Origin of the sequence: Rothia mucilaginosa (genome assembly GCF_964211445.1) — a bacterium.
Taxonomy (GTDB): Bacteria; Actinomycetota; Actinomycetes; order Actinomycetales; family Micrococcaceae; genus Rothia; species Rothia mucilaginosa_E.
Genome location: NZ_CAXOQT010000031.1, coordinates 1 through 25,602, shown reverse-complemented (window position 1 = coordinate 25,602; position 25,602 = coordinate 1). Strand labels below are relative to the sequence as shown.

Sequence of the window (25,602 nt, the reverse complement as noted above, 5' to 3'; positions counted from 1 at the left end):
GCTCTGAAATGCTGCGAGCCTTATGCCGCCTGACGCTCCGCGGTCTCAACCACGTTCACCAGCAGCTCCGCGCGGGTCATCGGGCCCACGCCACCGGGGTTCGGGGAAACCCAGGACGCCTTCTCAGCAGCCTCCGGGGAGACGTCGCCGAAGAGCTTCTTCTTGCCGGTCTCCGGGTCCTCAGCGCGGGAAACACCAACATCCAGCAGGATTGCGCCGTCCTTGACCTGGTGAGCCTTCAGCACGTGCGGAACACCCACGGCGGCGACGATGACGTCGGCCTCGCGCAGCACCTCGTCGAGGTTCTCGGTGCCGGTGTGAGCCAGGGTTGCGGTGGCGTTCACCTCGCGGCGGGTCAGCAGCAGACCCAGCGGGCGGCCCACGGTAATGCCGCGGCCGAGCACCACAACGTTCTTGCCGTTCCAGTCGATGCCGTGGCGCTTGACCAGCTCAATGACACCGTTGGGGGTGCAGGGAAGCGGGGAATCCAGCGGCTCAGAAACATTCAGCACGAGCTTGCCGAGGTTGGTCGGGTGCAGGCCGTCAGCGTCCTTCTCGGGGGCGATGCGCTCGAGCACGCGGTTGGTGTCCAGGTGCTTGGGCAGGGGCAGCTGCACAATGTAGCTGGTGCACGCCGGGTCGTTGTTCAGCTTGTCAATCTCTGCGTCGAGCTCTTCCTGAGTGATGTCACCGGGCAGGTCCACACGGATGGAGTTAATACCGATCTCTGCGCAGTCGCGGTGCTTAGCACCCACGTACGAGCGGGATGCCGGGTCGTCACCGACCAGGACGGTACCCAGGCCGGGGGTAATACCCTTAGCCTTGAGCGCCTCGACGCGCTCCTTCAGCTCTTCCTTGATGGCTGCGGCGGTTGCGTTACCGTCTAGAATCTGGGGCATTGTTTTTCCTTCCATAGATTGCGGCGGGTTCGCCGAAACGGATGGTCTGTGTGTTGAGTTCTAGGGTGTGTGCCTAGGAGGTGCCACTCCCCCGCCGCATCCTTCAACGGACGTAGCGGGTAGAGCGGCATAAAGCATGAGGGCGAAATAACCCCGCCCGCGCATCAGCCACACAGGCGGATGTGCGAACGGGGTTATTCATGGGTCTACCAGTTCTCACTGCCCTGGTAGAGGGGGTACTTGGCGCAGAGCGCGTCCACGCGAGCGCGCAGTGCCGCGATGTCCGGGTTCGGCAGCAGTACGGAAGCGATAATGTCTGCCACCTCGGTGAAGCCCTCGGCGTCGAAGCCGCGGGTAGCCAGCGCGGAGGTACCGATACGCAGACCGGAGGTCACCATCGGCGGGCGCGGGTCGTTCGGCACAGCGTTACGGTTGACGGTGATGCCGGCGTCGTGCAGCAGGTCCTCTGCTTCCTTGCCGTTGAGGGCGTGGTGACGCAGGTCAACGAGCACCAGGTGAACGTCGGTACCGCCGGATGCAATAGAAACGCCAGCGTCCTTCACGTCCTGCTGCAGCAGGCGGTTCGCCAGAATCTGTGCGCCCTCAATGGTGCGCTTCTGACGGTCCTTGAATCCCTCAGATGCAGCAACCTTGAATGCGGTAGCCTTCGCAGCGATCACGTGCATGAGCGGGCCACCCTGCTGGCCGGGGAACACAGCGGAGTCAATCTTCTTCTTCAGTTCCTCGGTGCAGAGGATGAAGCCGGAGCGGGGGCCGCCCAGGGTCTTGTGCACGGTGGAGGACACCACGTGTGCGTGCGGGACGGGGTTCGGGTGCAGACCCGCAGCCACCAGGCCCGCGAAGTGTGCCATATCCACCCACAGGTACGCGCCGATTTCGTCGGCAATCGCGCGGAATGCGGCGAAGTCCAGCTGACGGGGGTATGCGGACCAGCCAGCGATAATCAGCTTGGGACGCTCGGCCAGAGCCAGCTCACGCACCTGCTCCATGTCAACGCGGCCGTTCTCATCCACGCCGTATGCCACAACGTTGTACAGCTTGCCGGAGACGTTCAGCTTCATGCCGTGGGTCAGGTGGCCACCGTGTGCCAGGGACAGACCCATGATGGTGTCGCCGGGGTTCAGCAGCGCGTGCATGACAGCGTTATTCGCCTGCGCACCGGAGTGGGGCTGAACGTTCGCATGCTCTGCGCCGAAGAGTTCCTTCACACGGGAGATAGCGAGGGACTCAACGATGTCAACGAATTCGCAGCCGCCGTAGTAGCGGCGGCCGGGGTAACCCTCAGCGTACTTGTTGGTCAGTACCGAGCCCTGGCTTTCGAGGACGGCACGGGGGACGAAGTTCTCGGATGCAATCATCTCGAGGGTATTCTGCTGGCGCTTGCGCTCCAGCTCAATGGCTTCTGCAACCTCGGGGTCGAGGTCGGCGAGGGGCATCTCGAGGATCTTCTGCTCGGACATTACGCTCCTGGGAGTGTTTTTGCGTTATCTTCGGTGGCTCATCATCGGGGTTGCGGCGCTGTCTGCGGCTGAAAACCCTGAATGAAAAAATATGAGCTACACCTCATAATACCGTAAAGCCCGCTTTCCTTCGAGAAGGAAAACGGGCTTTACCAAGCATCACGATGAAGTTTTCACGGTGCCAAAGCAGAGCTTATAAACCGCCCCGGCAGGCTTATCGCGGCGGTTAAGCAGGTCTGCGCACCCTACGCCTGACGCAGAATAGCGGAAGCATACTCCAGGTACGCCTCACGAGCGCTCTCCTTCTTACCGCCAGCCACCAGCTGGGTCTGCACCACGTAACCGGTCAGCACCGACAGCACCGCGGCACCAATTACGGTCAACCACTCTTCGAGCTCCTCTTCGGTGAAGTCCAGCTCAGCGGCACCCCAGGCACGGTAGCGTTCCAGGGACTGATCGCGCAGGTAGCTCAGCTGCTCAGAAACCACGGTCGCCAGCTGCGGCATAGCAACAGCCTCGCCCCAGGTGACGAGCAGGTGACGGCGAATCTTGGGGGTGTCCAGCACCTTCAGGCACCCGAACACATAGTCCCAGGGCTGTTCGGCGCGGATGCGGTCGAAGGGCGCCATGTCCATGCGGGCTGCCGCCAGGATAATCTCATCCTTGGAAGAGAAGTGGTTATAAATCGCTCCAGCAGACAGGCCGGTGGCCGCAATAATGTCGCTCATCGAAGCCTTCTGATAACCGTGCTTGATGAAGCATTCGCGGGCGGTCTCTACAATCTGAGAACGCCTGTTCTTTTTGTATTCTTCGCTGACTTTAGGCACAACCTAATCCTAGCGAACTTTTAGCCAATCCGTGCGCATCCGGGTCACCGTTGACGCGCCCTCACGCGCAAATTCGGCGCAAAATAGAGCAAAAATTCTATAAATCTGCTTGCCCACAATACGGATGCCCCAACGCGAATGTCCCAGCGCGGATGCATCAGGTGGCTCGCACAAAAAGCGGGGCACCCCGGGTTTACCCCGGAATGCCCCGCTCACGGCAGGCAGCTCAGCACGCGCTGAGCCCGCTACACGTTTTTAGTGGAAGAAGTGGCGGGTACCGGTCAGGTACATGGTCACGCCAGCAGCCTTAGCCGCCTCGATAACTTCCTCATCACGAATCGAACCACCCGGGTGCACAACGGCACGCACGCCAGCGTCCAGCAGAACCTGCAGGCCGTCAGCGAAGGGGAAGAACGCGTCGGATGCGGCAACCGCACCGCGGGCACGCTCGTTGCCTTCACCACCGAGGGTGTTTGCGCGCTCAACCGAGAGCTTGCAGGAATCCACGCGGTTCACCTGGCCCATGCCGATACCCACAGCGGCGCCGTTATCGGCCAGCAGAATAGCGTTGGACTTGGGCGAACGCAGTGCACGCCACGCGAACTCGAGGTCGCGCAGGGTAGCCTCGTCAGCAGCCTCACCGGCAACCAGGGTCCAGTTCTTCGGGTCGTCGCCCTCAGCCTGCAGGCGGTCAGCCTCCTGGAAGAGCGCACCACCGGAAATGGGGCGGTACTCGATAGCCTCGCGAGCAAAGCCCTCGGGCAGAACCAGCAGGCGCAGGTTCTTCTTCTCACGCAGAATCTCCAGCGCCTCGGGCTCGTAGCCGGGAGCCACGACAACCTCGGTGAAGATGCCCTTGACGGTGCGTGCCATCTCTGCGGTCACAGGGCGGTTAGCGGCAATCACGCCACCGTATGCGGACAGCGGGTCGCAAGCGTGCGCCTTCGCGTGAGCGTCCGCAATCGGGTCAGCCGCGCCGGGGGTTGCCACAGCAATACCGCAGGGGTTGTTGTGCTTGATAACGGCAACAGCGGGCTCGTCGAAGTCGTATGCGGCACGCAGAGCGGCGTCAGCATCAACGTAGTTGTTGTAGCTCATCGCCTTACCGTGCAGCTGCTCCGCCTGAGCAATACCGGGGGCAGCGGCGGGGTCAACGTACAGGGCAGCACGCTGGTGCGGGTTCTCGCCGTAGCGCAGGGTCTCGCTGCGCTCGAAGCCCAGGCCAGCGTAAGGGGGCCAGAAGTTAGCGTCCTCATCCTGCAGGAACTGGGATGCGGTCCAGGTTGCCACGGCGGTATCGTATGCGGCGGTGTGGGCGAATGCGCCAGCGGCAAGGCGGCGGCGCTCGTCCAGGGAGAAACCACCGTTCTTAGCGGCCTCAACGGTGCGTGCGTAGTCTGCGGGGTCCACAACGATTGCGACGGCGTCATGGTTCTTTGCAGCTGCGCGAACCATGGAGGGGCCGCCAATGTCGATCTTCTCGATGATGGCGTCCTGACCTGCGCCGGATGCGACGGTCTCAACGAAGGGGTACAGGTTCACGACAACCAGGTCGAAAGGCTCGACGTCCAGCTCGCCGAGGGTGTCGATGTGCTCCTGCTTGCGGCGGTCAGCCAGAATACCGGCATGGATGCGCGGGTGCAGGGTCTTCACGCGGCCTTCGAGGCACTCGGGGAAACCGGTAACTTCGGTGACCTCGGTGACGGGTACGCCTGCTGCCGCGATGGTTGCTGCGGTCGAACCGGTGGAAACCAGCGCGACGCCAGCCTCGTGCAGGCCGCGGGCGAACTCCTCCAGACCGGTCTTGTCGTAGACGGAAATGAGGGCGCGGCGCAGGGGCACGCGATCGAGCTCAATGAGAGACACAAATACTCCGATGCTTTAGACGTGCACGCCGGTTCTCGGCGGCACAGCTGGTGGATGGACGTAGCCTGCCAGGATAGACAGGGCATGTGTGGGGGTATTCCCCGCCGCTGTGCACCTTCCCTTCAGGGGTACTCGGGTGCCACAACGGAACGTGTATGGGCGGCGGGGTTTGAGCTCGGCTCATTCCGCCGCGAAAAATTTAGTGGGCGGAATTAGCTGTCAGATGCAGCGCCGTGAGATGCAGCGAGAGACGCGATGGTCTGCACGAGCAGGCGGCGCTCCTGCACCTTAATGCGTTCGTGCAGGGTTTCTTCGGTGTCATCATCCAGGACGGGCACTGCCGCCTGGGCGAGAATGGGGCCGGTGTCAACGCCCGCATCCACAAAGTGGACGGTCAGGCCGGTAATCTTCACACCGTGCGCCAGTGCGTCACGCACGCCGTGCGCGCCGGGGAAGGAGGGCAGCAGGGCGGGGTGGGTGTTAATAATGCGGTTGCTGAAACGCTCAACCAGCTGCGCGTCAACAATGCGCATGAAGCCGGCGAACACAATGTGATCGGGGTTGTAGGAAGCGATCTTTTCTTCCAGCGCGCGGTTCCAGGAGGGGCGGTCGGCGTAGTCGCCGGGCTGAACCAGGAAGGTGGGTACACCCGCCGCCTGGGCACGTTCAATGCCCAGACAGGGCTTGTCGGCGCCCACTGCCGCAATTTCGAGGGGAAGCTCGCCCGCCGCTACGGCGTCGAGGATGGACTGAAGATTCGTTCCGGAGCCGGATACCATAACCACAATTCGCACCCGACTAGTATAACCCTTCTCACACCCTTATCCAAAGGGATAAGAGGCTCACAGCACACCCAAATCCCGAAGGCGAACACGAAGAAACCCCGGCGGAACGAATCCTCACCGGGGTTTGCTGGGCGCAAACTCAATAGGTCGCGAACTCAATAGGTCACGGGCACACGGGACGGTACCCTTATAGGTATGTCTACTCCCCCGCAGAACACTCCGAACAATGCCCCGCAGAACCAGGCACCGCAGAACCAGCAGGTTCCGCCGCGAGCGCCTCAGCAGGCACCTCAAAACATGATGCCGCAGTATCGAGGACCCCAGGGCAAGAAGCCGCGTAAGCCCATCGACCCCATCGAGCAGCAGAAGGCGAACATCCGCACCTCGCTCATGCTGATTGTTGCCGCGCTGGTGATTTTTGCGGCGTCTTCCTTCGTGCTCTCCACGATGCCGCTCTTCTTGGCGCTCTTCCTCTTCGCGCTGGTCGGCATCACCCTGAGCGTTATTGCGATCGTGCGTACCGCAATCTACCGCGGCCCCTGGTTCTTCTACATTGCCGCGGGCGTCAGCATCATCTACGGCGCAATGACCCTGCTCGGCGGTATCGGCCTTGCCTTCATGCCCGGCGCGCAGGAGTACCGCGAGTGCCGCGCCGCCGCGCTGACCCAGACCGACATGTACACCTGCGACCAGAAGTTCCAGGGCACGATGGACAAGCTCACCGGCGCAACCAGCTCTAGTTCTTCTGCAGCTCGTTAGGGGTTCTGCGCGCTAGTTCTTCTTGCGGGCATTAGAACCCTGCGCATTAGAGCCCTGAGACTTCGAGGAGCTGACATCCAGCGGGGGCAGCTCCACGGTAGACGCCTCATCGGTCACCAGCGGCAGGATGCCGGTCTGGCTACGAACCTCAAAGATGCGGCTCATCGCCTGATCGGCAGAGAGGACATCCAGCTCGCGGTCCACAAAATCGCGCTCTAGGCCGTTCTTCTGCTTCTTGCGTGCCGCCTTAGCCGCCTTCTTCGCCTCACGCTTCTGCGCACGCTCATATGCGCGGTCATTGGCACGGTCGTTGGCGCGGTCCTGAGCGGAATCCTGCACAGCGGATTCAGCGTGGGTACCCTCTGCGGACTCGGAACCCTGCGCCGCGGCGGGCTGTTCAATACCAAAGCCGAAGTACGCCATAATGCGGCTCGCACGCCCCTTCGAACGCGGCGCCTGCTCTGCAGACTCGTCAGCGGCAGATTCGTGCTGAGATTCTGCAGGCTCAGTTGCCTCGTAGACGGGCTCCTGAATCAGCTCGCGAGTCTCCTCCTCGGAGGGGTCATGCGCGTACAGGGCGGGGTCATAGGATGCGGGCTCGGCGGATGCTTCGATGCTCTCGTAGTCCTCCACCTGTGCAGAGTCAGCGTGAGCAGAGTGCAGGTAATCGACCTGCTGAACGGCCTCAATCGGCTCGTACTCCTCAGCGGAGTTTTCTTCAGCAATAAGCTCTTCAGAGGCGGGCTCTTCAGCTACCTCTTCGTGTTCTGCAACAATCTCGGCGAAAGCGTCCGCCGCCGCGCGCTGCGCCAGCTGCTCGGTCGCCTCCACGGGGACGGCAACCACCGGCTCCTGCGGGTGGACCGGCACGTGACCGGTCGCCACCTCAGATACAACAGACTGCTCAGGCTCAGCAACGTTCTCGGAAGTCTGTGCGCGTGCCGCCTCCTCAGCTTCACGTTCAGCCGCCTCGCGCTCTGTTGCTTCACGCTCAGCCGCTTCACGTGCGGCGGCTTCCTCAGCCTCACGCTCCATACGCTCCGCACGCGCCTGCGCACGCTGCTCACGGTACTCCGCAAAACGCTCACGGGTCGAGGCAGTAAAACTCATCAGACGCTCACCCAGGTTCGGGCGCTCATCCGCAAAACGAGGCAACTCACGGCTGCTGTCCGGCACCAGGGCGCGGCTCAGCAACATACCGAAAGTCACGCCGGCACCCACCGTCAACGCGGTATGCACCGCAAAGGTCAGCGGCTCAGCACCAACCTCCGTAAAACGACCAATACCCAGGGAGCCGTACGAAATCCAGCCCAGCCACAGGGCACCAAACGAGGTCAGAATACCGGTCACCACACCCAGCGCCACAGCAGAAATCAGTGCAGACAACGGGCGGAACGGAACCTTCGGGGCAACCCACTCATCCAGGTGATCCTCGCCCTCACGCAAGAACCACCAGCCAGCAATCGCACCGGCACCAAGCGGCACCAGCAGACCCACCAGACCAAACGTGCCCATCGACTCGGGCACAGCACCCAGAATCGGAAGCATCGGCAAAGTACCGGCATCGCTACTGGTCAAACCAACCGAAGTACCCGCGCCAAAGGAGAAACCGGCACCGGTCGACCAGGCAATCGCATAAATCACCAGGTTCGGCAAGAAACCCAGCTGCAACAGGGTCACCGCAGTATCACCCACAGCGCCCGCGTGCAGCTCCTGATAGGTGGCAACAATCTGCGACCAGCCCGCCAAAATACCGATACCCAAAAGCACAGCACCCAGACCAACCAGCGCCACAAAAGCAACCACCGCGGCACGCACCACAGCCCAGGCGTACGAACCCGCCCACCGCGAATACTGACTCATCTGCGAAATCTGCTCCGCAGTATCAACACCCACCATGCGCGAAAGCGAACGCGCCTCACGGTAGCCACCCCACATCAGACCAGCCACCACAATACCCAACGGCACCAGGGCAGCATTCAGCGCCTGAAGAGGCTGCGGATGCGGGCTCGCCCAACCGTACATCGCCGAACTAATCAGCGCATAGGTCACCGAGCCGGACAGCACCGGAATCAAAAACTCACCCTCATACGAGGCGCGCGCCAGGCGACGACCCGAACGGTAACAGAGCAGCAGCGGCAGAATACTCAAACCCAGCGGCACCAGCGTCATCGTGCCGGCAGAAGCACCAAAAGCAGCCGCAAGATCCAGCGGAACACCATGAATCAGAAGCCACAGGTGCGCCGACATGGCGGCCACGGAGGAGAACTCCATGTCGCCAAAACCCTTGGTCGCCCACACGGCAGACATCGCCGCAAACACGGCAACAGCAGAGAACAGGGCAGTAACAATTAGCTCAACAACACCCTGAAGCCACAGAGGCATGGGCATGGAATAACGCGAGATAGGTGAGGTGCTTTTCATCGTCCTTCAATCATGCCACGAATTAACGACGAAACCCGCCTCCGATTAACACTCGAAAGCGGGTTCTCACAACTATTCGCACAGGTATTCATATAGGGACGCACGCGAGGGCGCGTATCAGGCGAAGTTTTACTGCTCAGTCCACGGGTTGGAAGCTTCAACACCCCAGGCGCGGTACACCTGCGCCTTAGAAGAAATCAGCTCCAAATCATAGGCGCTCGCGCTCGCCGCCATCAGACCCTCCAGGGCGGCGGTAGGCAGCGGACCGGCATCATCACGGCCCACGGCATGCACGCCGAGCGGCGCCTGACGGCCCGCCCACTCGAGGCTCACACGCGCATCCACATTAATAACGTGGTCGCCAAAGCGCTCAAGAAGTTCGGTAATCCAGCGATCAGTTTCCGGGTAGGGGTACAGGCCCTTCAGCTCGCCAATGCTCAGCACAGAAATGTACATGTGTCGGAACGAGCGGCGGCGCAGAAAAGCGACCACGGCGGGGTCTGGATCCGCCTTACGGATCTCCGCAAGAACGTCGGAGTCCAGGAGCATACCGGAGAAATTCATACCCCTAATGCTACGCTACGCGCAGACCGGCGTATTCAATAGCGGGGATGCCCTCGGGGTTGGGCAGAAGAAGGAAGTTCAGGAACTCGTCGCGCTTAGAAGAAATGCGGGAGTAGTCATCAATGCTGACTGCGGTGTATCCACCTCGCGCGGGGACAGCTGCGGCACGCAGGCTTTCCTGGTAGGAGCGGGAGGGGTTCAGAGAGATTGCTGCTTCAGTTGCAGAGCCGTTGTACATATGACAACCTGCGCCGTGAGTGGCGCGATCCTTTCGCGTTGCTCTTGTCTGTACCGGTTACCACCGGGTATTCCGGTGGTGAATACAAACCGCTTCGTCATCCGAGCCACCCGTGAACATGGGGTTGGCGTTCGACCATAGTCGGAGCTTATCAGTCGAAACTCTTGAAGCTGGGTTCAGCTTACAGCATTTTCTCAAGTTAAGTAAAGCGTTTTTTGAAAGAGATTTAGATTATTGGCGTTTTTGCTTGTGGAAGCGTTTTTAATGGCGGGAATTTTTGATACGGTGCGGAATATCTTATGTGAATACCGCTGTTTTTATGCATCAAAAACACATCCCGCACGCCCACCCGGCAATGACCGGCGACAAGGCGCAAATCCGCACGATACGCGATAATGAGCTGGTGAGCGCCAACAATCCTTTTCCCGAAATTCCGGTAACCCTGCCGCAGATTATCCGACAGGTCGGCCACCGCACCTACCAGCGCGGCCTCGCCTACCAGCGCAACCGCGAAGTCATCCGCTACAGCTACAACGAAGACGAACACACCCTCACCGGGCTCGTCAACGGAAGCACCATCATCCCCTACGAAGTGACCATTCGCTTCTTCCCCGCCGTCAGCGGCTCCGCTACCTTCACCGCCCGCTGCACCTGCCCCGTGCTCACCGACTGCAAGCACGCCGTAGCGCTCATGCTCACCGCGCTCGACCGCGCCTCCGTAGCGAAAAAGGCACTCAGCGAACACCCCGGACCCGTCGGCGTGCCCGCAACCAGCGCGAAGGACGTAACAGCGAAGAGCGCGGATGTTGCAGAGGCAAAGAAAGCCGCCGACCCGCTCGCGGCGCTGCGCGCCTCCGGTGCACTCACCACCGCGGCAAAACTGCCCGCGCCCGATGCAGAAAACAACATCACAGACCAGAACGCAGAGCCGGGCACCGCGGCACACGGTACGCGCAACGAGGCGCAGGGAAGCTTTGCACTCAATGAGCTGGGCTCTTCCCCCAACGTGCTGGACGGCGGAACCTCCAAAATTTCTGCCTGGCGACGCGACCTCTCCTCCGTCCTTTCCGCACGTCAGGACCTTGCGGGCATCGATTCGATGCGCGTGAGCGGTGCCCTGGATTTCTCCCTGAGCGTCTCCGGCTCCTACGCGCGCGGCCGCAATATGCCCGGCGCAACCCCCAGCATTAACCTGCTCGCCCGCCCGCTCATGGCGTCCAAAACCGGTCGCTGGATCAAGGGCGGACTCAGCTGGGAAACCTTCGCCTCCAGCGTGGGCGGGCCCGTCGGACGGCACGAAATCTACCCCGAACACGAACGATTCTTCGCTGAGCTCTACTCGATTGCCCGCCCGTGGCAGAACATGTATTCCTCGCACCGCGACTGGATTTCGATTAGTGCTTCTGGCTCCACTCTGCTCTGGGATGTGCTCGCTCGCGCGGAGGATATTGGCTTGCCCCTGCTCGTCAACGGTCGCGAGGTGAACTACGCCGTGCTGAGCCCCGCGCAGGTGCGCCTACACGCCGCCGCCAGTGAGGATGCGCCCGGTGAAGGCGCCGGCCTGCAGCTTCAAGCCGCGCTCAGCTGGGAAGGACGCGAAGGCGAACTGCTGCGCCAGCTCTGGCTGCCCGCCGCGCACTGCCACCCCATCGGCACCCCGCGCACCGGCTTCTTCGCCCTGGGCGGGCTGGTTCAGCAGGAGTACGAGCAGGCGGCAAAGGCGGTGCACTGGAAGACCGCGCGCCCCGGCGCGCTGGACGAGGTCGGTCGCGAATCTTTCGTACAGAAGGACGTGCAGAAAGCGCCGGCTGAGGAGGTCGAGAATAGCTCGCCGACGATTGTCCCGGTGCAAAATAACCCGGCGCAGGGTGAACGCGTACGCTACTCCCCCGCCGTGCCCGAACTGCCCGAGGGTGTGGAGTTGGCGCTCATACCCCTGGTCGAGCCGCTCGATGCCGCTTCCGAATCGCTGATTAGTGCCGGAATCGTGCGTATTCCCGCCGCCGAGCGCGCCACCTTCCAGAAGGAGTACCTGCCCGCGCTCAGCCGCTCCATTCCTTCGCTGACCCCCGACCCGGCGCTGGCGCTGCCGCGCATTAAGCCGCCGCATCTGGTGCTCGACATCAGCTTTGACGAGGAGGTTCGCCACGATGCGCAGCTGAGCTGGCACTGGGAGTACCCGCTGAACCCCTTCGCGGAGGACAGCGCTGAGGAGGCGAGCGCGTCAGATTCTGCGAGCGCATCCGATGTGCAGTCCCTGCCCGTTTTCGGCTACCCCGGTGAAGAGGGTGGCGAGATTCGCGACGAGCGTTTTGAGGCGCGCGTACTGCGTTCGGTGCGCGCCATTCTTGCTGCCCACCCGGCGCTTTCCGGGCTGGAGGAGCGCCGCATCGAGGGTTGGGAGACCCGCGAGCTGCTGAGCGCGATTCTGCCGAAGCTTCGCCGTGTTTCCGCTGTTCAGGTGCGTTTTAACGGCACCCCGCCGGAGTTCGTGGAGGCGACCGACGCGCTCATTGAAATCACTGTGAGCGAGGGTAATTCGCGCGACTGGTTCGGTCTGGGCATTGCGGTGAAGGTCAATAACTGGACCGTGCCTTTCGCCCAGATTTTTGAGGCGCTGGATCGCGGGGCGGACCGTATTCTGCTCGGTAACGGCACCTATTTCTCGTTGCGTCGACCCGAGTTCAAGACTCTGCGCACTCTCATTGCGGAGGCTCGAGAACTCGACGACGCGGGCGGTGAGCTGCGTATTAACCGGCACCAGGCGGGGCTGTTCTCTGAGCTGGAGTCGCTGGCGGCGAGCGTGCATACGACCGCGCGTTGGGATGCGCAGGTTCGTTCGCTGTTGGAGCTGGTTGAGGGCTTGGAAGATACCGGAGAAAGCACCGAAAAGGTGCCTGACAAGGGCTCTCAGGATTCCCCCGCGCTCCAGAAAACTTCCGGCAAGAAGACCTCCCGCCAGAAGAACCCCCGCCAGATTATTCCGAGCTGCCCTGTGCCCACCGGTCTGCAGGCGACCCTACGCCCCTACCAGGTGGAGGGTTTCCAGTGGTTGTCCTTCCTGTACGAGCACCGTCTGGGCGGCATTCTCGCCGACGATATGGGCCTGGGTAAGACCGTGCAGGCTCTCGCCCTGCTCGCCCACGCCATCGAGGAGCACCGCGCCGCCTCCGAGCGTGCTGCCGAGCGCGGTGAGAGCATTGAGCCGTTCGCGCCCTTCCTCGTGGTTGCACCGACCTCCGTGATTACCAATTGGGCGGCGGAGGCGGAACGCTTCCTGCCCGAGGCGAAGGTCGTAACCATCACCGAAACCACCGCCGGTAAGATCCCGCTTGCCGAGCGCATCGCCGGGGCGCACCTGGTGCTGACCAGCTACACGCTGCTGCGCATGGACGAGGACGCCTACACCGGCTACGCCCGCACGCTGGGCGGCGGCATCAATAAGCTCACGGGCGAGCAGGGTGCCCCCGAAGGCTGGGGCGCGCTCCTGCTGGACGAGGCGCAATTCGTCAAAAATACCGGCACCCGCGCCTGGTCCATCGCCCGCGCGATGCCCGCCCGCACCAAGATTGCGATGACCGGCACGCCCATTGAGAACAACCTCATGGAGCTGTGGGCACTGTTGGCGATTGTGGCGGACGGTCTGTTCCCCTCCGCCCGCGCGTTCCGCGACCTGTACGCTCGCCCGGCGGAGTCTGGGGAGGATCCGGCGCACGCCGCGGCAACGGCGGCTCGTCTGCGCCGGCGCATCCGCCCGCTCATGCTGCGCCGCACCAAGGAGCTGGTGGCGGCGGAGCTTCCGGCGAAGAACGATACGCGTGTGAACCTGCCGCTGGCTCCGGGCCACCGCCGTATCTATGACACGCACCTGCAGCGTGAACGTCAGAAGGTGCTGGGTCTGCTGGAAGACATGGATAAGAACCGTTTCACGATCTTCCAGTCGCTGACCCTGCTACGCCGTCTGGCGCTGGATGCCGCGCTGATTGACCCGGAAGCCTACGCCGGAGTTTCGTCGGTCAAGCGCGACTACCTGGTTCGGCAGCTGCCCGACCTGCTCGAGAGGGGCCACCGCGTGCTGGTGTTCAGCCAGTTCACCGGCTACCTCAAGAGCATTTCGGCACACCTGAGCGAGGAGGGCATCGGCCACCTGTACCTGGACGGTTCGACCCGCAACCGCGCCGAGGTCATCGAGGCGTTCACGAGCGGTCAGGAGCCGGTGTTCCTGATTTCGCTCAAGGCTGGCGGTTTCGGTCTGAACCTGACCGAGGCGGACCACGTGTTCATCATGGATCCGTGGTGGAACCCCGCCGCCGAGCAGCAGGCGGTGGACCGTATTCACCGCATCGGCCAGGACAAGGAGGTGCACGTCTACCGCCTGGTCGCCGAGGGCACCATCGAGGAGAAGGTCATGCAGCTCAAGGAGTCGAAGGCCGCGCTCTTCGATGCGGTGGTCGGTGAGGGCGAGTTCGCCTCCGCTGCGGTGACGGCTGAGGATGTGCGCGAGCTGTTCGCGCCGGCTGTTGAGCGTTAGCCTGCAGGCATAGAGCGGTAGCCGTCATTTTTCGTCAACTCGTTACGCCTCAGGCTAGATTCGCATCCGATTCTGACCCCACCCTTCTCAACGGGGCGTCTGAGGCGTAGCCTTGTAGAACTATCCAAAGCAACGATTCGGGAGGCGCCGCCTCCCCCACTCTAAGGAGCATCATGAGCTACAACGTACCCAACGTAAAGTTCAACGACGGCCGAACCATCCCGCAGCTGGGCTACGGCGTGTGGCAGGTTGAGGACGAGGTCGCCGAGAAGGTCGTGGGCACCGCCCTGGAGACCGGCTACCGCCACATCGACACCGCCGCTATCTACGGCAACGAGGCGGGCGTGGGCCGCGCTATCGCTAACTCTGACGTGGCTCGCGAGGACATCTTCCTCACCACCAAGCTGTGGAACTCCGACCAGGGCTACGAGAGCGCTTTCGATGCGTTCGAGGCTTCCCTGGAGAAGCTGGGCACCGACTACGTTGACCTGTACCTGATTCACTGGGCTAAGCCGCAGCAGGGCCTGTACCTGGATTCCTGGCGCGCGCTGATTGAGCTGCAGAAGCAGGGCAAGGTCCGCTCCATTGGTGTGTCGAACTTCCCCGAGGAGCAGCTGCGCGAGATTATCGAGGAGACCGGTGTAGTTCCGGTCATCCATCAGATTGAGCTGCACCCCTATTTCTCGCAGGAGGCGCTGCGCGCCGTTCACGCCGAGTACGGCATCGCGACCCAGGCGTGGAGCCCGCTGGGTAACGGCAGCGACCTGCTGCAGAACCCCGTGCTGGCTGAAATTGCGGAGCGTCACGGCGCAACCCCCGCGCAGGTCGTGCTGGCATGGCACCTTGCCAAGGGTACCGTGGCTATCCCGAAGTCCGTGACCCCCTCCCGCATTGAGGAGAACCTGGCATCGGTAAACGTGAAGCTGACCGCCGAAGACATCGCGGCTGTGGATGCGCTCTCCACCCCCGAGGGTCGTATTGGCGCTGACCCGGCGAACATCGACTTCTAAGGTGTAGCTCGGGCGTAGAGCTCGAATCGCACCTATATAAAGCCCCGACAGGCACAGTTAGTGCTTGTCGGGGCTTTTGTCTGCTCTTGTGGGGAGCTGAGATTTTAGAGAATGCTCGTTCTTGGATTGGCTGGCGAACCATCAAGCTATCCCGGCGAGCGCAAGCGCTCCTCCGCTAGTTTTCCTCGTCTACCAGCAGCGAGAGGGAGATGCGGCGGCGCGCCGGGTCGACCTCCACCACGCGCACCCGCACGATGTCGCCGCTACGCACAATGTCGTGCGGGTTTGCCACGTAGCCGCGGCTCATCTGCGAGATGTGTACGAGGCCGTCCTGGTGCACGCCAATATCCACGAACGCGCCGAATGCCGCCACGTTCGAGACGGTACCCTCGAGCACCATGCCGGGGCGCACATCCTCGAAGTGCGAGATGGACTCGGAGAAGCGGGCAGTGCGGAAGCTGCCGCGCGGGTCCAGGCCGGGGCGGCGCAGCTCGGCGAAGATATCCTCGACCGTGTACACGCCGGCGGCGGCTTCGTCCGCGCTCACCTGAGCGTCGACCTGAGTGTCGCTATCCTGCACGTAGTCGGCGGGGTTCAGCCCAGCGAGCGGGTCGCTGCCGTCCGAAGTGCCCAGGGCACCGGCAACCCAGTGGGCGCCGTTGCGTGCCTGCGCGTCGGCAATAATGCGGCGCGCGAGCGGGTAGGCTTCCGGGTGCACCGCGGAGGCATCCAGCGGCTCCTCCCCGCCACGAATGCGAATGAATCCTGCCGCCTGGCGGAAGGTCTTCGCGCCCAGTCGCGGCACGTTCAGCAGCTGCTGGCGGTTCTCGAAGGGACCGTGCTCGGTGCGGTAGGCGACGATGCGTTCGGCGGTCGCAGTGCCCACACCCGCCACGTGCGCGAGCAGCTGCACGGAGGCGCTATTGAGGTTCACGCCCACGGCGTTCACGCAGTCTTCGACGGTGTCGTTGAGGGCGCGGCGCAAGGCGGCGGGCGGCACGTCGTGCTGGTACTGGCCCACACCGATGGACTGCGGGTCGATTTTGACGAGCTCGGCGAGCGGGTCCTGCAGGCGGCGCGCGATGGAGACGGCGCCGCGCACGGTCACGTCATAGTCGGGCAGTTCCGCGGCGGCAAGGGCGGAGGCGGAGTAGACGGAGGCGCCCGCCTCAGAGACAGTCACCTTCTGGGGTGCTTCTACGCCTTCCTCGCGTAGGGAGCGAATGAGTTCGCTGGCGAGCTTGTCGGTTTCGCGGCTTGCGGTGCCGTTGCCGATGGCGATGAGTTCCACACCGTGCTCGCGGCAGGCGGCGGAAAGCTCGCGCAATGCCTCTGCCCACTGGTTGCGCGGGGCGTGCGGGTAGACGGTACCTACGCACAGCGGCTCACCGGTGCCATCAACGACGGCGTACTTCACGCCGTGGCGCAGGCCCGGATCCAAACCGAGGGTGGTCTTATGCCCGGCGGGCGCGGCGAGCAGAATATCGCGCAGATTGGAGGCGAACACCTCGGTCGCGTGCTGTGCGGCGGCGTCGAGCAGCTGATGGCGGATGCGTTCGGCAAGGCGCGGGCGCAAGTGGCTGCGCCATGCGGTGCGCACGGTGGCGGCGAGCCAGCCGAGCACGCGGTCTTCGTCATCGACGGTGTTGAGCACCTGCACGGGGATGCGCAGCGCGGCGGCAACTTCACGCTCGTATGCAGAACGGACGTTCTCGTAATTTTCGGCGGCGGCCTCTGCCTCGGCACGGGCGGCACCGCGCAGGCGGCTGAGCGCCACGGGGGCGGGTGCCACATCCACTTTGAGGCGTACCACGCCGGCGTCCTTGGCGCGATGCAGCGCCAGAACGCGGTGCGGCGGGATTGAGCGAATACGGTCGGAGAAGGCGAAATAGTCGGAGAACTTCGCCCCGTCGCTCTCGTGACCGGCAATCACGCGGGACTCAATCACGCCGCCCTCACGCAGGCGCTTGAGGAGCTTTTCGCTCAGCACCGGGTCGGTGAGGGCGCGGTCAATCAGGATTGTGCGGGCGCCGTCGAGGGCTTCTTCAGCGCTGTGGATCTGCAGGGTCTCGTCCGCCTCCGCAGCTTCAACGTCCTCTTCCTCGTCCTCTTCGGTGCCGTCGGTAATGTACGCGGCGGCAATGGCGTGCGCGTCGGCGAGGGGCACCTCCAGCAGGTCTTCGACGAGCGAGTCAAGCCCGGCGGCACGCGCCATCTGGGCGCGGGTCACGCGTTCACTGCGGTAGGGGGCGTAGATGGCGTTCACGTCCGCGATGGTGGCGGCGTTCATGAGCGAGGAACGCAGCTGCAGCAGGGTGAGCGGGTCGATGAGACCTTCGTCGGCGCGTTCGGTGAGCGCCTCGAGCACGCGGTTACGGCGCTCTTCGAGGGCGCGGAGCTGGCCCAGGCGCGACTGGATGGTGCGCAGCTGGGTGTCGGTGAGCGCGCCCGTCGCTTCTTTGCGGTAGCGGGCGATAAAGGGTACGGAGTTGTCGGCGTCGAGCAGCACCACGGCGGCACGGATGCGGTGCGGGGCGATGCCGGTTTCTACGGCGAGCGCGTTGATGAGGTGCTCGGCGGGCTGCTCAGTTTTGCCGCCGGTTTCATGTTTTTCGCGGCCTGCGGCGCGGCCAGGTTCATTGCCTGCGGCGCTGCCGGGCGCGGGGTCTGTAGCTCGATCCGCGCGTGGGCGGATGCTGCTCGGGAGGGGGTGTTCGCTCATCCTTCCAGTTTCGCATATTTCGGCACGCTTCTGGGGCGAAGCGGCAACTGGGCTGGGTGACTCAGCGCGAGGCTTATTTGACACATCGTTTTAGTCGCTATGCTGGGCAATATTTTCGGTAGAGTGGGCATCATCCCCATGCCACTTTTCGGTGCAGAATATGACTTTTTGTGCATATTTTGCCCTGTGGGGGCGCTAAACAATGTCATCTTTCCGCAAGAAACCGTGTTTAGGGTCCACATATTTGAATAGTGCTAAGTTCCAGCGATAAATTTAGATAAAAGAGCATATTTTTTTGAAAAAATATCTCTCAAACGTGCAGATAAGGACGTGGCTTCACATCACTCAAACACCCTTATCTGCGTGCACACATTCAGGGTTCGGCGGCACGGTACGACGAGGTGCCGCCACCTCCTACGCATGAAAGAGGGACCCAAATGCGCGAACATGCCGCGCTTTCAAACGCCCCGGAGGGCTACTTAGATTTTCACGACGAGTACGCGGAGCTCATTGCAGAACTCGCCGCGCTGGGGTTCACCCCTACCCAGGTTCTGCGCCGCCTCAGCTTTCTGTACCCGCACATCAATAAGAAGCACCTGAACTACGCGCTGAACTCCGGCATCTGGCAGTTTGGCCCGGTCGCCGCAGACGCTCCGAGCTACCCGATGCTCGCTTGCGGACTCTGGTACGTTTTCGCGGAAGCCTACGATTTGCCCCCGGAACCCGAGTACGCGGCGTTGGTTCTTGATTGCGATATTATCCACGACCTGCCGCCTGCCCTGGAGGCGCGTCACTTTGGTAGCGAAGATATCGCCACCATCCTGGCGAAGATTGGCGCAACGCTCAAGTACCTTGCCGCGCACCCCTACTCCCAGCTAGAGGAAGAGGCGTACGCGCAGACCGTTGAAGACATCCGGCAGCGCGGCGTTGCTGAGATTGGCACTGAGGGCGGTAGCCTGTACACCCTGCTCGCCGCCAGCATGGAGGGTGAATCCGCCTGGCCCGCGCCCGTGCAGGCCGCAAAAGACACCCTCGGTGACGGCGACTGGACCCTCGGCATGCTCCGCACCGGCATCTACCCGGCGGAGGCGCTCGAGAACGAGTGGTACATTGACGCCGCCGAGGTACCCGAGGATTTCGCGTCGAAGACCCTGAGCCTCTTTTTGAGCTATTGCGCCCGCTACGACCGCGATCCCACGGCGCTGGTGTACGGATACTGGTCGACCATTCAGACCCTGATTGGTGAGGTGCCGCCCCTGGGCGCGGTGCGCGCTAAGTTCGGCTCCTGGCAGGCGACGCTGCATCGCGGTCGCGCGCAGATTGCCCGCGAGCTGCGCCTGTGGACGAGGAACGAGGCAAACGCGGCGGCAGAGGCTGAGCTGAACGCCGCTGAGGATCTTGAGCTCCTCGACGCTGAACTCACCGGCGCTGAGCTAGATACCCCGGAAGAGTCCCCTGCGGACGCTCCCTCAGAGTCACTAGAGTCTGCAGAACCCGTAGAGCCCGCACGCCTGAGCGCCCGCGAGTTCAACGAGCAGGGCATCGGCGTGGTGCAGACCGCCCACACCGACCTGGCGGCGTACCACCGCACCCAGTGGGAGCAGACGGTGGAGGCCTTCGGCGAACGCCTCGCGCAGCTTGCCTGGAACCGCCGCCTGAGCACCTACTACTTCTTCGATGGCGCCTCCCTCGAGGATGCCGACCCGACCCCCATGGTGACGATTTTCCGCTCCCCCACCGGCTTCCTCTGCGAGTTCGAACCCACCGTCGAGGCGCTGCCCGCCTTCGACCCGGAGTTTCTGCAGGAGCACGGCTGGAGGCACCCCGTGCCGGTGCACGCGCTGTGGAACCTGCACGCACTCGACCCGATGGAGGCGGCTGCCGCCGTTATTGAGGCGATGCGTTCCGGTTGCGGTTGTGAGCGTTGGGATTTCTACCGCACCGATGATGACGAGGATCCGCTGGCGGAAGAAGCTGAGGTAGCGTCCGTCTAAGCGCCCGCGCTCCCGCGAGCCTCTCGGGTACATCTTTAGAGATAGCGAAAGCCCGCGCCCCTACTCCCGAAAGAGTAGGGGCGCGGGCTTTACGCATGCGCTGGTAACTAGTGCCGGCGGCCAGCACGGTAACCAGCGTGGCTTAGCATAACTGTTTAGCGTGCCGAGAAGATTTCGGACGCCTCCACAATCGCAATCTGCGCGGTGCGGGTCGAGATCGCCTCGTGACGGCGTGCATCCGCGCGGCGCTTGAAGAACCAGCCGATACCCAGAATCGCGAACCAGACGGGCATTGCGAGCAGGCCGCGCAGGGTCTCCTCATACATGGCCAGCACGCCGATGGTGAAGGCGAAGAACGCCAGGGTCAGCCACGCGGCAACGCGACCGCCAGGCAGGCGGAAGTGCGACTTCTCGTGGCGCGAGGGGAACTTCTTGCGGTACATCAGGTAGCTGACCATGATCATGGCCCACGCAAAAATCACGAGCACCGCAGCCACGGTGGTGACCAGGTTGAACGCGCTCGAAATCGAATCGCCCGCGTACAGCAGAACCAGCGAGGACAGCAGCATCACGGCGGAGAGGAACAGCGCATTACGCGGCACGCCGTTGCCCGAGAGCTTGCCCAGGAACTGCGGTGCGCTGCGCTCGCGTGCCAGGCCGAATGCCATGCGCGAGGTCGAGAAGATACCGGAGTTCGCCGAGGAGGTTGCGCTGGTAATCACCACGAAGTTGATGATGTGCGCGGCGATGCCCAGGCCGGCCAGGGTGAACATGGCGACGAAGGGGCTGTTGTCGGGGCTGACGAGGCGCCAGGGGGTAACCATCAGGATGATGGCGAGCGCACCCACGTAGAAGACCATGATGCGCACGGGCACGGCGTTAATTGCCTTGGGCAGGGTCTTTTCGGGGTCCTGGGTTTCGGCGGCGGTGGTACCGACCAGCTCGGAGCCCATGAACGCGAAGACGGCGATCTGGAATGCGCCGAGGAAGCCGATGAAGTGGTTGGGGAACATGCCACCGTCGTTCCAGAGGTTCGCGACGGATGCCTGCGCGCCGCTGGGCGAGGTAAAGCCGATAGCCACGAGTGCGCCACCGACCACAATCAGGGCGACAATCGCGACAATCTTAATCATGGAGAACCAGAATTCGATTTCGCCGAAGTTCTTCACCGAGACCAGGTTCAGTACCAGGAGCACGCTGATGACGGCGAGCGCCGGAATCCAGGCTTGCAGGTCGGGCCACCACATGCGCAGGTAGCCGACGATTGCGATGATGTCCGCAACGGCGGTCACCACCCACATGAACCAGTAGGACCAGCCGAGGAAGAAGCCCGCCATGGGGCCGACCAGGTCGGTGGTGAAGTCCGAGAAGGACTTGTACTTCAGGTTGGAGAGCAGAATCTCGCCCATAGCGCGCAGCACCAGGAAGATGACGGCGCCGATGAGCATGTACACGAAAATGACGGAGGGGCCGGCGACGGAGATAGCGCGTCCGGATCCCATGAACAGGCCGGTACCGATGGCACCGCCAATTGCAATGAGCTGAATATGTCGGTTGCTCAGACCGCGGTGCAGTCGTTCTCCCTGTTCGGGAGCTTTAGGATTCAGGCTGACGTTGTTCTGTTCAGTCACGACGTCCTCTTTTCTGCAGTTAGGCCCCGTAGCGCATATAGTGCTTGGCGGATGAGAGTTTTCGGTGACATCCGGCAGGCGTCGCGTATAGATATGCAACCACTATTGATGCGGGGCAGCCCCGGATTTCGGGGCGGAAGATGGGCTCGACCATGGTTTGCACCGCATCCGGGGCGAGTTCGAACATCGCCCGATGCGGGTACCTTTGGGAGCTTACACATCTGTTTGGATAGATATTCTACACGCTTTGAACGGTGAATGAAATGTTTTTCAGCTCTTGGTGTGTCGCGAATCTATTAAACAGGTCACTATCTGTCGCCTGACGGGGGCTAATAGACGCAGAAAGCCCCGCCCTGCGCATCCATCAAGAATGCGGGGCGGGGCTCATACAAACCAGCCGGAGGAGAGCTGAAGACTACTTCTGAGCAGCCTCTTCAGCAGTGTTCTCAGCAGCCAGCACGCGGGCACGCTTAGCGGCGTGGCGGCGAGTCAGAATCTCGTAACCAATCGCCAGGGCAACGAACCAGACGGGGGTCAGCGCCAGGCCAATGGCGGTGTCCGGGTACAGGCTCAGGGCGTAGACCATGACGGCAAAGAAGACCAGGCCAAACCAGCTCATGCCGATGCCCCAGGGCATCTTGTACGCGGATGCCTCGTGGCGTTCGGGGAACTTCTTGCGGTACACCAGGTAGGCAATCAGGATCATGCTCCAGGTGAAGATACCCATCATCGACGCCACGGAGGTCACCACGGTGAACGCCTCCATAATGCCGCTACCGGCGTACAGCATGACCAGGCTGAACAGCAGCAGCACGGTGGTCAGGTACAGGGCGTTGGCGGGCACGCCGTTCTTGGTGAGCTTACCCAGGGCGGAGGGTGCGGCGCCGTCGTGCGCCAGGCCGTACACCATACGGGAGGTCGAGAAGATACCGGAGTTCGCCGAGGATGCCGCGGAGGTCAGCACCACGAAGTTCACCAGCGATGCCGCAACAGCAATACCTGCCAGGGAGAACATACCCACGAAGGGGCTCATGGACTTATCCAGCTTGTCCCAGGGGGTCACGGCGAGGATGGTCATCAGCGGCACAGCGTAGAAGAGCGCAATACGGAAAGGCACAGCGTTAATCGCCTTGGGCAGGGTGCGCTCGGGGTGCTTGGTCTCTGCCACGGCGGTACCGACGAGCTCGGCACCCACGAAAGCGAAGAGCGCGATCTGGAAGGAGCCAAGGAATCCGGTCACGCCCTGGGTGAAGATACCGCTACCGGAGGGGCCGGGGTGGTCCCACAGGTGGCTTACGGAGGCGGTGGTGCCGTCGGGGCTAGTGAAGCTGAAGGCGACCATGAGCGCGCCAACAATAATGAGGGCGACAATCGCGACAATCTTGATAACGGCGAACCAGAACTCGATTTCACCGAAGTTCTTCACCGAGGGCAGGTTCAGCAACAGCAGCGCCACGATAACGACGAGTGCCGGGATGAATTTGGGCATGCCGGGCAGCCAGTATTGCACGTAGCCGGTGATCGCGATGACGTCCGCAATACCTGTAACGACCCAGAAGAACCAGTACGACCAGCCGACGAAGAAGCCGGCGCGCAGACCGAGGATGTCGGTAATGAAGTCGGTGAAGGACTTGTACTTGGGGTTGGAGAGCAGAATCTCACCCATGGCGCGCAGCACGAAGTAGATGACGCTACCAATAATGGCGTAGACAAAGACGATGGAGGGGCCGGTCAGCGCAATGGTCTTTGCCGAGCCGAGGAACAGGCCGGTACCGATGGCGCCGCCAATAGCAATCAGCTGGATGTGTCGGTAGCTCAGTCCGCGCTGGAGCTTGGAGTGCTCAGCTTCGGAGTCTAGGCCGGTGACGGAGTTGTGCGGCATTGGCTGCTGTGTCACGTATTCCTCTTTTCTGCGTCGGTTTGCCCTGTTGTTGCTCGGGGGCTTCTCCGGGTGGTTGGTATTCACGCATATTTCTTAACGGCGTACGGGGAGGTGAAATTCCTGTTTCCGCGGCGTACGCGGGGTTCGGGGCTTGTGGGCTCCGATTGTGCGGTGTTGCCGGGGCTTGTATCACCGATGAGAAATATACAGAGAATGCATAACTTCAAATTTTACCCCCTCATACCCACACAAGCGCAAGGAATACAACATCGTGAGGAATTTGAGACGGCAAGCGAAACCAGCAGGTGCGAGGGGAGCTCTCTGACAGGAGCAACAGGGGGCTCTCCACCGTATCCGAGGAGGCTTGCGCACCTTCCGGCGCGCCCCTCCCCCGCGGGTGCCCTTCGGGGTTTTCAAAAAAATTAAGAAACTTTACGCGTAAAACTTTACAAAGCATGAAACTGGGTCTAGAGTAGAAACCGTTCAAACGAAAACCTAACCGACCAACCACAGAACAGAAGGACACAACAATGGGCAAGTTCTCCAACACAGCACTCCGCATCACCGCCGGCGCACTCATCCTCGACGCAGGCGTCAAGAAGCTCAAGGCAGACGAAGGCACCTACGCCTTCCTGCAGCAGATGGCAGCAACCGGCGTTCCCGCCGTCGCCAAGCTGGATGCAGCAACCTTCGGCAAGCTCATCTCCGGCGCAGAAACCGCACTCGGCGCAACCCTGCTGACCCCCTTCATCCCCGCACGCCTGGCGGGTGCAGGCCTGACCGCATTCGCGGCAAACCTGATGACCATGTACTTCCGCAACCCGGACATGCACGACGAGTACTTCCGCCCCACCCAGGACGGCCAGCAGCTCGCCAACAACATCGTGATGCTCGGCGCGGGCCTGGCACTGCTGGGCTCCAAGAAGTAAGCCCCTCCTCTTAGCTCACTCCTCAAGCAACCTCACGAAAGTGCGGCGGGAACAGTATTCGTTCCCGCCGCACTTTTGTGTGCGCGCTGATTTCTACGCCCACTGGTTTTCTACGCTTCGCAGACTAGCGCACACCCCTACCCCACGCCCGACCAGCCAAGCATCATCCCGCCGCACACCGCGAAACCGCACGGTGCCGCGGCCCTGCGCTATTCTTTTAGGTATGTCTACTGAGAACACGCAGCCTAGCCAGGCACCCGAATCCACCGAAGAAAAGGCCAAGAAGCCGGTTCCCGAGGAATTCTTCCGCCAGCCCTACTCCTTCGTCCGCCGCGGCGACCGCCTCACCGCGCGCCGCCAGAAGGCGTGGGATACCTACTCCCCCACCCACGTGCTGGACATTCCACGCCTGCGCACCGACACCTCCGTCGCACCCGATGCGACCTTCGACCCGGTCAAGATTTACGGCCGTGAGGCGTACCAGGTCGTCGAGATCGGTTCCGGTCTGGGCGAGGCGATTGTGCACCGCGCAGCTGAGGTGCCCGAGGCGAACTTCCTCGCCGTTGAGGTGTACACCCCCGGCATCGCGGACCTGCTGCTGAAGATGGGCAACGCGGGCGTGGAGAACGTGCGTGTGGCTCAGGCGAACGCGCCCGAGCTGCTCGACAACATGCTCGAGGAGAACTCCGTGGATGAGCTGTGGGTGTTCTTCCCGGACCCCTGGCACAAGTCCCGCCACCACAAGCGCCGCCTGGTGTCCCCGGCGTTCGCTGATAAGGTTGCGCGCGTGCTCAAGCCCGGCGGCATTTGGCGTCTGGCAACCGACTGGGAGGAGTACGCCCTGGTCATGCGCGATGTTCTGGAGGCGCACCCCGACTTTGAGAACGTGAACCCCGGCGCCGGTGCGACCGAGGAGGACCCGCAGGGTGGTTGGGCTCCGCGTTGGGAGGGTCGCACCCTCACCAGCTTTGAGCGTAAGGCTCAGGAGGCGGGCCGCCGCGCGCACGACCTGACCTACCGCCGCAAGTAAGCGGGGCAGCGTTAGTACGCAGCTTATACG

At 62.5% G+C, this 25,602-nt stretch carries 17 protein-coding genes and 1 riboswitch; of the genes, 6 read left to right on the top strand and 11 right to left on the bottom strand.

What is annotated here, in order from left to right; genetic code table 11:
• Nucleotides 1-20: 20 nt before the first annotated feature.
• The 5 genes from AB8E48_RS07730 to purN all read right to left on the bottom strand — a co-directional run bounded on the left by AB8E48_RS07730 (nt 21) and on the right by purN (nt 5,852).
• Nucleotides 21-899 (bottom strand): bifunctional methylenetetrahydrofolate dehydrogenase/methenyltetrahydrofolate cyclohydrolase, encoded by an 879-nt coding sequence (locus AB8E48_RS07730; RefSeq protein ID WP_070832940.1) that lies wholly within the window; start codon nt 897-899, stop codon nt 21-23.
• 206 nt (nt 900-1,105) lie between these two features.
• Complete coding sequence (glyA, locus tag AB8E48_RS07725) at nt 1,106-2,380, bottom strand: serine hydroxymethyltransferase (RefSeq protein WP_368886317.1); 1,275 nt, start codon at nt 2,378-2,380, stop codon at nt 1,106-1,108.
• Nucleotides 2,381-2,625: 245 nt separating this feature from the next.
• On the bottom strand, nt 2,626-3,207 hold the full coding sequence (locus tag AB8E48_RS07720; RefSeq protein WP_005506809.1) for a TetR/AcrR family transcriptional regulator: 582 nt from the start codon (nt 3,205-3,207) through the stop codon (nt 2,626-2,628).
• Nucleotides 3,208-3,462: 255 nt separating this feature from the next.
• Nucleotides 3,463-5,073 carry a bifunctional phosphoribosylaminoimidazolecarboxamide formyltransferase/IMP cyclohydrolase gene (gene purH, locus AB8E48_RS07715; protein ID WP_049354976.1) on the bottom strand — a complete coding sequence of 537 codons (1,611 nt, stop codon included), beginning with the start codon at nt 5,071-5,073 and terminating at the stop codon, nt 3,463-3,465.
• 212 nt (nt 5,074-5,285) lie between these two features.
• Nucleotides 5,286-5,852 (bottom strand): phosphoribosylglycinamide formyltransferase, encoded by a 567-nt coding sequence (gene purN, locus AB8E48_RS07710; RefSeq protein ID WP_368886320.1) that lies wholly within the window; start codon nt 5,850-5,852, stop codon nt 5,286-5,288.
• A gap of 201 nt (nt 5,853-6,053) precedes the next feature.
• On the opposite strand from purN, the gene AB8E48_RS07705 reads away from it, so the two are divergent.
• Nucleotides 6,054-6,617 carry a 4-hydroxyphenylpyruvate dioxygenase gene (locus tag AB8E48_RS07705; RefSeq protein ID WP_368886316.1) on the top strand — a complete coding sequence of 188 codons (564 nt, stop codon included), beginning with the start codon at nt 6,054-6,056 and terminating at the stop codon, nt 6,615-6,617.
• Nucleotides 6,618-6,629: 12 nt separating this feature from the next.
• Here the strand turns inward: AB8E48_RS07705 and AB8E48_RS07700 are convergent, their stop codons facing one another.
• The 3 genes from AB8E48_RS07700 to AB8E48_RS07690 all read right to left on the bottom strand — a co-directional run bounded on the left by AB8E48_RS07700 (nt 6,630) and on the right by AB8E48_RS07690 (nt 9,843).
• Nucleotides 6,630-9,041, bottom strand: coding sequence for a cell division protein PerM (locus tag AB8E48_RS07700; RefSeq protein WP_368886315.1), 2,412 nt, complete (start codon nt 9,039-9,041; stop codon nt 6,630-6,632).
• Nucleotides 9,042-9,170: 129 nt separating this feature from the next.
• On the bottom strand, nt 9,171-9,605 hold the full coding sequence (locus tag AB8E48_RS07695; protein ID WP_049355841.1) for a plasmid stabilization protein: 435 nt from the start codon (nt 9,603-9,605) through the stop codon (nt 9,171-9,173).
• Between the two features lie 10 nt (nt 9,606-9,615).
• Nucleotides 9,616-9,843: a hypothetical protein gene (locus AB8E48_RS07690; protein ID WP_005506796.1), complete on the bottom strand. Its 228-nt coding sequence runs from the start codon at nt 9,841-9,843 to the stop codon at nt 9,616-9,618.
• A gap of 35 nt (nt 9,844-9,878) precedes the next feature.
• Nucleotides 9,879-10,013, bottom strand: a riboswitch (SAM riboswitch).
• Nucleotides 10,014-10,198: 185 nt separating this feature from the next.
• Here AB8E48_RS07690 and AB8E48_RS07685 point away from each other — a divergent pair.
• Together AB8E48_RS07685 and AB8E48_RS07680 are read left to right on the top strand one after the other, a co-directional pair.
• The gene (locus AB8E48_RS07685; protein WP_368886319.1) at nt 10,199-14,374 is read left to right on the top strand and encodes a DEAD/DEAH box helicase; all 4,176 of its coding nucleotides are present in this window, start codon (nt 10,199-10,201) and stop codon (nt 14,372-14,374) included.
• A gap of 173 nt (nt 14,375-14,547) precedes the next feature.
• Complete coding sequence (locus AB8E48_RS07680; RefSeq protein WP_368886314.1) at nt 14,548-15,384, top strand: aldo/keto reductase; 837 nt, start codon at nt 14,548-14,550, stop codon at nt 15,382-15,384.
• A gap of 175 nt (nt 15,385-15,559) precedes the next feature.
• Here the strand turns inward: AB8E48_RS07680 and AB8E48_RS07675 are convergent, their stop codons facing one another.
• Nucleotides 15,560-18,106: a helix-hairpin-helix domain-containing protein gene (locus AB8E48_RS07675; protein WP_368886313.1), complete on the bottom strand. Its 2,547-nt coding sequence runs from the start codon at nt 18,104-18,106 to the stop codon at nt 15,560-15,562.
• Between the two features lie 437 nt (nt 18,107-18,543).
• On the opposite strand from AB8E48_RS07675, the gene AB8E48_RS07670 reads away from it, so the two are divergent.
• The gene (locus AB8E48_RS07670; protein WP_368886312.1) at nt 18,544-20,100 is read left to right on the top strand and encodes a dehydrogenase; all 1,557 of its coding nucleotides are present in this window, start codon (nt 18,544-18,546) and stop codon (nt 20,098-20,100) included.
• 155 nt (nt 20,101-20,255) lie between these two features.
• On the opposite strand, the gene AB8E48_RS07665 is transcribed toward AB8E48_RS07670, so the two are convergent.
• Together AB8E48_RS07665 and AB8E48_RS07660 are read right to left on the bottom strand one after the other, a co-directional pair.
• On the bottom strand, nt 20,256-21,731 hold the full coding sequence (locus tag AB8E48_RS07665) for an amino acid permease (RefSeq protein WP_368886311.1): 1,476 nt from the start codon (nt 21,729-21,731) through the stop codon (nt 20,256-20,258).
• A 415-nt stretch (nt 21,732-22,146) separates the two neighbouring features.
• A complete protein-coding gene (locus AB8E48_RS07660) occupies nt 22,147-23,613 on the bottom strand; it encodes an amino acid permease (RefSeq protein ID WP_368886318.1) in 1,467 nt (488 codons plus the stop codon).
• Nucleotides 23,614-24,143: 530 nt separating this feature from the next.
• Between AB8E48_RS07660 and AB8E48_RS07655 the strand changes: the two genes are divergently transcribed.
• On the top strand, nt 24,144-24,542 hold the full coding sequence (locus AB8E48_RS07655; protein ID WP_368886310.1) for a hypothetical protein: 399 nt from the start codon (nt 24,144-24,146) through the stop codon (nt 24,540-24,542).
• Nucleotides 24,543-24,765: 223 nt separating this feature from the next.
• A complete protein-coding gene (gene trmB / locus AB8E48_RS07650; protein ID WP_368886309.1) occupies nt 24,766-25,572 on the top strand; it encodes a tRNA (guanosine(46)-N7)-methyltransferase TrmB in 807 nt (268 codons plus the stop codon).
• Nucleotides 25,573-25,602: the final 30 nt, after the last annotated feature.

Excerpts from the sequence above, each read along its gene's own strand:
- AB8E48_RS07655 (WP_368886310.1), top strand. The coding sequence starts at position 24,144 with ATGGGCAAGTTCTCCAACACAGCACTCCGCATCACCGCCGGCGCACTC.
- AB8E48_RS07695 (WP_049355841.1), bottom strand. The coding sequence starts at position 9,605 with ATGAATTTCTCCGGTATGCTCCTGGACTCCGACGTTCTTGCGGAGATC.
- glyA (WP_368886317.1), bottom strand. The coding sequence starts at position 2,380 with ATGTCCGAGCAGAAGATCCTCGAGATGCCCCTCGCCGACCTCGACCCC.
- trmB (WP_368886309.1), top strand. The coding sequence starts at position 24,766 with ATGTCTACTGAGAACACGCAGCCTAGCCAGGCACCCGAATCCACCGAA.
- AB8E48_RS07660 (WP_368886318.1), bottom strand. The coding sequence starts at position 23,613 with ATGCCGCACAACTCCGTCACCGGCCTAGACTCCGAAGCTGAGCACTCC.
- AB8E48_RS07730 (WP_070832940.1), bottom strand. The coding sequence starts at position 899 with ATGCCCCAGATTCTAGACGGTAACGCAACCGCCGCAGCCATCAAGGAA.
- AB8E48_RS07670 (WP_368886312.1), top strand. The coding sequence starts at position 18,544 with ATGCGCGAACATGCCGCGCTTTCAAACGCCCCGGAGGGCTACTTAGAT.
- AB8E48_RS07685 (WP_368886319.1), top strand. The coding sequence starts at position 10,199 with ATGACCGGCGACAAGGCGCAAATCCGCACGATACGCGATAATGAGCTG.
- AB8E48_RS07705 (WP_368886316.1), top strand. The coding sequence starts at position 6,054 with ATGTCTACTCCCCCGCAGAACACTCCGAACAATGCCCCGCAGAACCAG.
- purN (WP_368886320.1), bottom strand. The coding sequence starts at position 5,852 with ATGGTATCCGGCTCCGGAACGAATCTTCAGTCCATCCTCGACGCCGTA.
- AB8E48_RS07675 (WP_368886313.1), bottom strand. The coding sequence starts at position 18,106 with ATGAGCGAACACCCCCTCCCGAGCAGCATCCGCCCACGCGCGGATCGA.
- AB8E48_RS07680 (WP_368886314.1), top strand. The coding sequence starts at position 14,548 with ATGAGCTACAACGTACCCAACGTAAAGTTCAACGACGGCCGAACCATC.
- AB8E48_RS07690 (WP_005506796.1), bottom strand. The coding sequence starts at position 9,843 with ATGTACAACGGCTCTGCAACTGAAGCAGCAATCTCTCTGAACCCCTCC.
- AB8E48_RS07700 (WP_368886315.1), bottom strand. The coding sequence starts at position 9,041 with ATGAAAAGCACCTCACCTATCTCGCGTTATTCCATGCCCATGCCTCTG.